Origin of the sequence: Mesorhizobium sp. M1050, assembly GCF_040318715.1 — a bacterium.
In the GTDB taxonomy this organism is placed as follows: domain Bacteria; phylum Pseudomonadota; class Alphaproteobacteria; order Rhizobiales; family Rhizobiaceae; genus Mesorhizobium.
The window spans coordinates 25,388-32,960 of record NZ_JAMYMV010000067.1; the positions used below are offsets into that span (position 1 = coordinate 25,388).

The 7,573-nt window shown below is 63.2% G+C and carries 6 protein-coding genes and 1 riboswitch; of the genes, 3 read left to right on the forward strand and 3 right to left on the reverse strand.

Features of this window, described 5'->3' with window-relative positions:
- The first annotated feature begins 21 nt into the window (after positions 1-21).
- A riboswitch (glycine riboswitch) is annotated at positions 22-108 on the forward strand.
- A gap of 149 nt (positions 109-257) precedes the next feature.
- From gcvT to gcvP, 3 genes are read left to right on the forward strand one after another with little or no spacing between them, the layout of a single operon-like run.
- Positions 258-1,358 carry a glycine cleavage system aminomethyltransferase GcvT gene (gcvT, locus tag NKH57_RS27105; RefSeq protein ID WP_352948912.1) on the forward strand — a complete coding sequence of 367 codons (1,101 nt, stop codon included), beginning with the start codon at positions 258-260 and terminating at the stop codon, positions 1,356-1,358.
- Positions 1,359-1,363: 5 nt separating this feature from the next.
- Positions 1,364-1,732, forward strand: coding sequence for a glycine cleavage system protein GcvH (gene gcvH / locus NKH57_RS27110; protein ID WP_352726866.1), 369 nt, complete (start codon positions 1,364-1,366; stop codon positions 1,730-1,732).
- An 18-nt stretch (positions 1,733-1,750) separates the two neighbouring features.
- Positions 1,751-4,561: an aminomethyl-transferring glycine dehydrogenase gene (gcvP, locus tag NKH57_RS27115; RefSeq protein ID WP_352948914.1), complete on the forward strand. Its 2,811-nt coding sequence runs from the start codon at positions 1,751-1,753 to the stop codon at positions 4,559-4,561.
- On the opposite strand, the gene NKH57_RS27120 is transcribed toward gcvP, so the two are convergent.
- From NKH57_RS27120 to NKH57_RS27130, 3 genes are all read right to left on the reverse strand, one after another.
- Positions 4,562-5,737: a GGDEF domain-containing protein gene (locus NKH57_RS27120; protein ID WP_352948917.1), complete on the reverse strand. Its 1,176-nt coding sequence runs from the start codon at positions 5,735-5,737 to the stop codon at positions 4,562-4,564.
- A gap of 253 nt (positions 5,738-5,990) precedes the next feature.
- A complete protein-coding gene (locus NKH57_RS27125) occupies positions 5,991-6,461 on the reverse strand; it encodes a hypothetical protein (RefSeq protein ID WP_352948919.1) in 471 nt (156 codons plus the stop codon).
- Positions 6,462-6,605: 144 nt separating this feature from the next.
- Entirely contained in the window at positions 6,606-7,433 is an 828-nt protein-coding gene (locus NKH57_RS27130; protein WP_352948921.1) for a PA3715 family protein, read from the reverse strand.
- Positions 7,434-7,573: the final 140 nt, after the last annotated feature.

A 7,573-nucleotide genomic window follows, 5' to 3' on the forward strand; every position in this document is an offset into this window, starting at 1 on the left:
GAGGACTCAGGGTCTGAGTCCTACCTGTTTGCGGGAGAGAGCAGCGAAAGCTGCCGCCGAAGGGGAAATCGCCCGAAATCTCTCAGGCAAAAGAACCGTAGACGGGAAAGACACTCTGGAAAGTCGGGGCTTGCCCCCGCGCCGAAGGTGTAAGCGCCGCTGACAGAGTTCCGGCTGCGCAAGTCTCTCAGGCTTCAGACAGAGGGGCACGGACTGGTCGCCATTCGCGACCGATTGCGTGCGACTCTGGAGATGACATGACGGGCGACGACAGCAAACACCTTCCCCTCGAAGATATCCATGTGGCCGCTGGTGCGCGCTTTGGCGCCTTTGCCGGCTGGTCAATGCCGCTGACCTATCCGGCCGGCGTCATGAAGGAACACCTTCACACCCGCGAACAGGCCGGCCTGTTCGACATCTCGCATATGAAACTGTTCGAGGTCAGCGGCCCGGAGGCGGTTTCATTGCTCAATCGCGCCTGCCCGCTGGACACCGGCGCGCTCGAAATCTCGCAATCCAAACTGTCCTTCTTCCTCAACGAGGCAGGCGGGATATTGGACGATCTGATCGTCACCAGGCTTGGCGATATCAGGTTCATGGTGGTCGCTAACGCCGGCAATGCCGTCGCCGACGAAAAGCATTTGCGTGCGCTTGCCGCGGATTTCGACGTCCGGGTCGAGGCGCTCGACCGCGTCTTCCTGGCTATCCAGGGTCCTGAGGCCTGGGCGGCCCTTTCCCGAGCCGGCATCGAGACGGGCTCGCTACTGTTCATGCATGGTGTCGAACCGCGCAGGAACTGGTTCATGAGCCGCTCCGGCTATACCGGCGAGGACGGCTTCGAAATCGGGCTGCCGGAGGCCGATGCGCGCGATCTCGTTGCGAAGCTGCTTGGCGATGAACGCGTGCTGTGGATCGGGCTGGCCGCTCGCGACAGCCTGAGGCTGGAGGCAGGACTCTGTCTGCATGGTCAGGACATCACGCCGGAGACCGACCCGGCCAGCGCCGCATTGATGTGGGCGATCCCAAAGGAGGTTCGCGCTTCCGGCACTTTCATCGGCGCCGATGCGCTCCGCGCTGCCGTGGAACGGGGGCCCGCGCAGAAGCGCGTCGGGCTGAAGCCGGAAGGCCGCCAGCCGGTGCGCGCCGGTGCTGCGCTCTTTGACGCCGACGGCAAGCCCGCCGGCCATGTCACATCGGGCGGGTTTGGCCCGTCTGCCGGCCATCCGGTCGCGATGGGCTATGTCATGGCACCCCTGGCCAAGCCCGGAACACGGGTTTTCGCCGATGTTCGCGGCACGAAGATCCCCGTCGATATCAGCTCCCTGCCCTTCACGCCGCATCGCTACCGCAAAGGATAATTTCAATGGCAAAGACCTATTTCACATCAGATCACGAATGGCTCCGCGTCGAGGGCGGCATCGCCACCGTCGGCATCACCGATTACGCGCAGGAACAGCTCGGCGATCTCGTTTTCGTCGAACTGCCCGAAACCGGAAAGAAGCTGAGCAAGGGCGATACCGCCGTCGTCGTCGAATCCGTCAAGGCGGCTTCCGATGTCTATGCACCCGTCGACGGCGAGATCACCGAAGCCAACGCCACGCTGTCGTCGGATCCGTCGCTGGTCAACTCGGCGGCAACCGGGGCCGGCTGGCTGTGGAAGATGAAGCTCGCCGACGAAAGCCAGCTCGCCGGCCTCATGGACGAAGCCGCTTACAAAGCCCATATCGGCTGACATCAGGACTCGAAAGACATGACCGCAGCACCCTACCCCTTCTCGGCCCGCCATATCGGCCCCGGCCTCAACGACACCAGAGCGATGCTGGCCACTATCGGCGTGCCATCCGTCGAGACGCTGATCAGCCAGTCGGTGCCGAGGTCGATCCGGCTCGACCGGCCGCTCGCTCTGCCGGCACCTGCAAGCGAGGCGGAGGCGCTGGCCGAGCTTTCGGCTGTCATGGCAGGGAATACGGTGCTGAAGAGCTTCATCGGCGCCGGCTACCACGGCGTTCATGTGCCGCCGGTGATCCAGCGCAACCTATTCGAGAACCCGGCCTGGTATACGGCCTACACACCCTATCAGGCCGAGATCAGCCAGGGCCGTCTGGAAATGCTGTTCAACTTCCAGACGCTGGTCACCGAATTGACCGGTCTGCCGGTGGCGTCGGCATCGCTGCTGGACGAGGCGACGGCGGTGGCTGAAGCCGTCGGCATCGCCTTGCGCCATCACCGCGACAAGCGCACCAAGATCGCATTTGCCGGCACGCCGCATCCGCAGACGCTGGATGTGGTGCGCACCCGCGCCGAGCCGCTCGGCATCGAGATCAATGGCGAGACGATCGACGACAACACCGCCGCCCTGCTCGTCTCCTGGCCGGATACGTTTGGGGTCTATGGCGACCACAAGGCAGCGATCGACAAGGCGCGCGCCACCGGCGCCATCGTCGTCTTCATCGCCGACCCGCTCGGCCTGACGCTGACCGATGCGCCGGCCAAGCTTGGCGCCGACATTGCAGTCGGTCCGATGCAGCGCTTTGGCGTGCCGATGGGCTTTGGCGGTCCGCACGCCGCCTATTGCGCCGTCTCCGACAAGTTGACGCGGCTGATGCCCGGCCGCCTTGTCGGCCAGTCCACCGATAGCAAGGGCCGGCCCGGCTACCGGCTTGCCTTGCAGACACGCGAGCAGCATATCCGCCGCGACAAGGCGACTTCCAACATCTGCACTGCTCAGGCGCTGCTCGCCAACATGGCGACCGCTTACGCCATCTGGCACGGCCCCGTCGGGCTGCAGGCGATTGCCGGGCGCATCCATGCGCTGACCAACCGTCTCGCAAGCGGCCTCGATGCGGCAGGCGTGTCGGTGATCGGTGCGAGCCGTTTCGACACTGTGACCGTGAAGACCAAGGGCAAGGCGGCGCAGATCGCCACTGCGGCTGAAAAGACCGGCCGGCTGCTGCGCGTTATCGATGCCGACCATGTCGGCATCAGCTTCGACGAAACCTCGACCGATGCCGATCTCGACGCGATCGCGGCGCTGTTCGGCGCCAAGGCCGGCCCCTCCGCCGACCGCACGGTGCCAGGCAAGCCGCGCGGCAAGGAGTTTCTGACCCAACCTGTTTTCCATGAAAACAAGTCGGAAACCGAAATGATGCGCTTCCTGCGCAGACTGGCCGACAAGGATCTGGCGCTCGATCGTGCCATGATCCCGCTCGGATCCTGCACCATGAAGCTCAACGCTGCCGCGGAGATGATGCCGGTGAATTGGCCAAGCATCGCCAATTTGCATCCCTTCGCGCCGGCCGCGCACTCGGCCGGCTATCGCGCCATGATCGCCGAACTGGAAGCCTGGCTGTCGGAGATCACCGGCTTCGACGCCGTCACCTTGCAGCCCAACGCCGGCAGCCAGGGCGAATATGCCGGCCTGCTCGCCATTCGCCGCTATCACCGCTCACGAGGCGACAAGCACCGCACCGTCTGCCTGATCCCTTCGTCCGCGCATGGCACCAACCCGGCAAGTGCTGCGATGGCCGGCATGAACGTCGTCGTCGTGCGCTGCACCGATGATGGCAACATCGACATGGACGACATGAAGGCCAAGGCGGCCGAGCACGCGCCAAATCTTGCCGCGCTGATGTTCACCTATCCCTCGACGCATGGCGTATTCGAGGAAGGCGCGCGTGATCTCTGCGCGCTGATCCATGAGCATGGCGGCCAGGTCTATTTCGACGGCGCCAACCTCAATGCGCTGGTTGGGCTTGCCCGTCCAGGCGACATCGGCGCCGACGTCTGCCACATGAACCTGCATAAGACCTTCTGCATTCCGCATGGCGGCGGCGGGCCCGGCGTCGGCCCGATCGGCGTCAAGGCGCATCTGAAGCCGTATTTGCCGGGCCATGTCACCGAAGGCTCGGGCCATGCCGTTTCCGCTGCTCCCTTCGGCAGCGCCTCGATCCTGCCGATCACCTGGATGTATATCCGCATGATGGGCGCGTCGGGCCTCAAGCAAGCGACTGAAACGGCGATTTTGTCCGCCAACTATATCGCGACGCGGCTCGATGCGCATTTCCCGGTGCTCTACAAAGGCAGCCAGGGGCGCGTCGCGCATGAATGCATCCTCGACACCCGCGTGCTCAAGGACAGCGCCGGCATCAGTGTCGATGACATCGCCAAACGCTTGATCGACTATGGTTTTCACGCGCCGACCATGTCGTTCCCCGTCGCCGGCACGCTGATGGTGGAGCCAACCGAGTCCGAGCCCAAACGCGAACTCGACCGCTTCTGCGAGGCGATGATCGCCATTTCTGGCGAGGCAGCGAAAGTGGCCAGGGGCGAATGGCCTTTGACGGACAATCCGCTGGTCAACGCGCCGCACACCGCCGCCGAGGCGCTGGCCGGCCAGTGGACCCATCCCTATTCGCGCCTGGAAGCGGCCTATCCTGCCGGTGACGCCGATACGGCGGCCAAATACTGGCCGCCGGTGTCACGCATCGACAATGTCGCCGGCGACCGCAACCTGGTCTGCTCGTGCCCACCTCTGTCGGATTATCTGGGCGCGGCGGAATAATTAAGCGGAGCGCAAGGCCGGCTCGACCGGGTCGGCCTTGCCCAGCGCCGCCCGACCGATGACGCAATTTCGACCGGCGCGCTTGGCGGAATAGAGCGCCGCGTCGGCTTCGGCAAGCACGTCATCGAGGGTGCGGCCGCTTACCTCGCCAAAGCCGAGGCCGCCGCTGACCGTGCTGCGCAACTTGCCGAGTTGGGTGGCGACGATCTCGGTGCCGAACGCCACACAGATCTTGCTGGCGAGGTCATGGGCCTTCTCTTCCGTCATTCGCGACATGACGACGGCGAATTCCTCTCCGCCCAGGCGAAAGGCGTCGACGCCGGTCCTGGCATATTTCTTGATGACTGCGGCGAAGCGGCACAGGACCTGGTCCCCTACCGGGTGACCATAGACATCGTTCGTCCGCTTGAAATGATCGAGGTCGAACATGACGACGGACATGAACGGACCGAAACTCCGCTCGCCGTAGAGTGACTTCAACGCCCGGCGGTTCATCAACCCCGTCAGCGGGTCGGTCATGGTCTCGGCCTTCAGCTCGATCTGCGCCTGCAGATGGTGGAGCGAGAGCGTCAAGGCACCGAGTCCGGTCATGCAGGCCACGGCCACGACGGAATTCAGCCGTTCGGCCCAGTTGTCGGGCGCGACCGCGAGCGTCCATTGCCCTTTGGTCAGCAGAACCACGCCGCAAAGCGCAAACGAAACCGCGCAGGTGCCGCTCAGAAACGAAACCACAAGCAGGATCCGGCGATCATGGCTGCCGTTGATCCAGAACATGGCGCCGATCGCCGACAGCAGCGCCGTCACCGTGGTGTAGCTGACGATGAAGCCGACGCCGTCAAGGCCCAGGAAGCTGACGGCGGCACAGACAGCCATGGCGGCAAGCGCCGGCGCAACGGCACGTCTGTAGCCGGGCACGCCCAGATATTGCATGGCCGACACGCAGATAATCAGAAACCCCAGGCTGAGCAGCGCAAGCACGATCTGGCAAAGCAATGGATCGGGATCCTTGGTGTATTGCCAGAACAGGACCACATGCGCGACGAGCACCAGAATGCCGCACGCCACCGTCAGCACGAAGCCTGCCTTGGGCGCGGTGAACCAGATCGCAAACATGGTGACGCTAAGGCAGATGCCCGACAGCGCGGCTGCGAGCAGGAGCGAACTGAAGTCCAGCATATCGGGCGAAGGCCTCTCGAGCGTCGGCGGGTTGCGCTGTATTCTAGGTTAGCCGCAGCTCTCAGACATGGTTTTCAGCCGATCTTTCGACGCAACCTGCCGATAGGGTTTACAAAGCGTCGATGCCTTATGTCCCGAAACCGGACCCCTACAGCAATTCCAGGAAAAGTGTGAAACGGTTTTCCCGGGAAAAGCGTATAGCGCTTTCCCTCGGGAATTGCGTCAAGACAAGGAGTAGGAAGCAACGACCAGATCAACCCTTGTTCAGCAAGGCCAGATTGGCGTTGACGACCGTGGCATCCGTCATGCCCGCCTTCGCTTCGAGCAGCAACGCCTTGGCCATCTTGCGATTGCCGCGCAGCAGTTGCGAATAGCCCATGTTGTTGACGATCTGTGGCTTACGGCCGGCGACTTTCAAAAGCTGGCCGTAGGCGCGATCGGCGAAGTCGAAGCGGCCGAGTTCATCATAGGAAGCGGCGAGCCCCATCCAGGCCTCCGCATCGTCCGCCTTCAACTCGACGGCCTTGCGGAAGTGCTTTTCGGCGAGGCCGTAATTAGCGTCACGAAACTGCGCCTTGCCTTGCGCCAGATCGGAGGTGTCGATGTCCTTTGCCGCCGGTTGGATAGCGGTGGTCTTGGTGGTATCGACGCCACCCGTCGTGCAGCCAGACATCATCAAGACGGCCGCCATGGCGGCCATTGCCGTGAAGTTATTGCGACGCATGCCCCTGCCTCATCGCCCGATTTGCCGGGTCGTTCTCCAGGAAACAAACTACATTAGCGGCAATTAAACTTCGGTGCCAAAATGCCGCTGAAATTTGGTTTCGAGCACACCAGCCATTAACCACCCAGGCATAAGTGGAAGGCTTCACGGCTCCAAGGCTTTGAGCCCCTCGGGAAACTGGTAGCGACTGCCGTCATAGCGCAGCCGGTAGGTGCGCTTCACGGACTTGCCGGGATGAGACTGGCACTCACCATTCTCATCGGCGGACCAATTGTCCATATCCACCCGCTCGACCACGGTGATGTCGTGATAGCCATGGTGGCTTGCCGGGCTCATCGCCAGGCTGACCTGGCTCGACTGAAAGGATCCCGCGCAACTGCCGTCGCCTTCGCCGCCAAAGCCGGCCACGTCGATGCCGTCGAGCACAAGGCGCAGGGCATCGCCGGCGAGGGCATAGAGCCGCAGGTCGGTTTCCCTGAAGGGGTTGGGCTGCGAACGGTTTGCCATTTCGATGCGCAGGCCGAAGGCGCCGACATCGGGCGCCAGCCTGTAGCGGCCGGTATCGAATTCGATCTTGCGGATGTCGATGGCATCATCGGTGATCAGCCCTGGCTGGAGCAAGCGCTGGCGCACCTCCAGGCTGTTCCTGTCGACGACCAGAAGCTCGATATCGCCGACATGCCCGTCGTCGCGGGACTGGGCGCTGTCGGTAAGCGGCACCGCGACCAAGAGCAGGTTGTCATGGGCGGGCCAGATTTTGCAGACCAGGCCAAATGGCGCGTCGCTATCCGTCAGGGCGATGCTGATATGGGGTTCGAGCGTGAACGAGGCGCCGTCGGCGCTCTTTTGAGCCTTGGGATAGGCCTGCTGCACCAGTGCGGCGGCATCGCCGCAATCGTCGGCGAAGGCCAAGGCGGGCGACAAGCCGGCGGCGACAAGACCGAGAAAGAGGGTGCGCAGCAGAATTCGCATGGGCTTCTCACGTTGCGGCGTCGAGTTCGGCAGAGTAACCGGTGGTCAGCCCCTCGCTAGAGCGGAATGAATTGAGGCTGAATCGGCGTGGGATTCCCTTAGGCGTGCAAATCTGATTCAACCTTCATGCTGGGCAAGGA